Raw genomic sequence first — 870 nt, forward strand, 5'->3', positions numbered from 1 at the left:
CCGGAGCCGTTGCAGTCCCAGATCTGGAGGCGGGTGCCGTTGGCGGTGGCGCCGGAGGGGGAGTCGACGCAGCGGCCCGAGGCCGGGTTCCGCAGGGTGCCGTCGGGCTGCCGGACCCAGTTCTGGTAGCCGCCGTTGTTGCAGGTGGCCAGCTGGAGCTTGGTACCGGCCGTGCTCACGCCGCCGGCGATGTCCAGGCACTTGCCGAGGGTCTGCAGGGTCTGGCCGTTCCAGGTCCAGTGCTGGTCCTTGGCCGCCTGCTGGCAGTCCCAGAGCTGGACGGCGGTGCCGTCGCCGCCGGTGTCGTCACCGGACACGTCCACGCACTTGCCGCCGGGACCGGTGATGGTCTGGCCGCTCACCGAACCGCCGCCGCCACCGCCACCGGAGCCCGCGCCCTTGTTGTAGACGGCCACCGAGTCGATCACCAGCTTGCCGCCGGAGACAGTGGCCGCGTTCGGGCCGCCGCCGAAGGCGTCCGGGAAGCCGCCGCCGATCGCCAGGTCGTAGATGATGAAGAACGGGTGGTCGACCGCGTCCGCCCAGGTCGTCGCGTCCACCTGGTTGGCGTTGACGGTGAAGAAGTTGTTGCCGTCGAGGTAGAACCGGATCTGCTCCGGCGACACCGAGCGGTCGATCTCCGCCGCGTAGTCGTGGAAGCCGGTCTGGCAGCCGGGGCAGGAGCGTTCACCGGAGCCGAGGCCGGTCGACTCGTTGCACGGGCCCCCCGGGTTCACCCCGCAGTGGAGGGTGCTGAAGACCGAACCGCGGCCGTTGATGTCCTCCATGATGTCGATCTCGCCGGACTTGGGCCACGTCACGCCGGAGCGCAGCGGGGCGCCGAGCATCCAGAACGCGGGCCAGTAGCCC

1 protein-coding gene is annotated in these 870 nt (G+C 70.8%); it reads right to left on the reverse strand.

Annotated features, from left to right (window positions below; genetic code table 11):
* Positions 1-870, reverse strand: an 870-nt coding sequence (locus GTW40_RS15895) for a ricin-type beta-trefoil lectin domain protein (RefSeq protein WP_161180840.1), incomplete at both ends; no start/stop codon positions are given.

The organism is Streptomyces sp. SID4985, assembly GCF_009863025.1.
GTDB lineage: Bacteria > Actinomycetota > Actinomycetes > Streptomycetales > Streptomycetaceae > Streptomyces.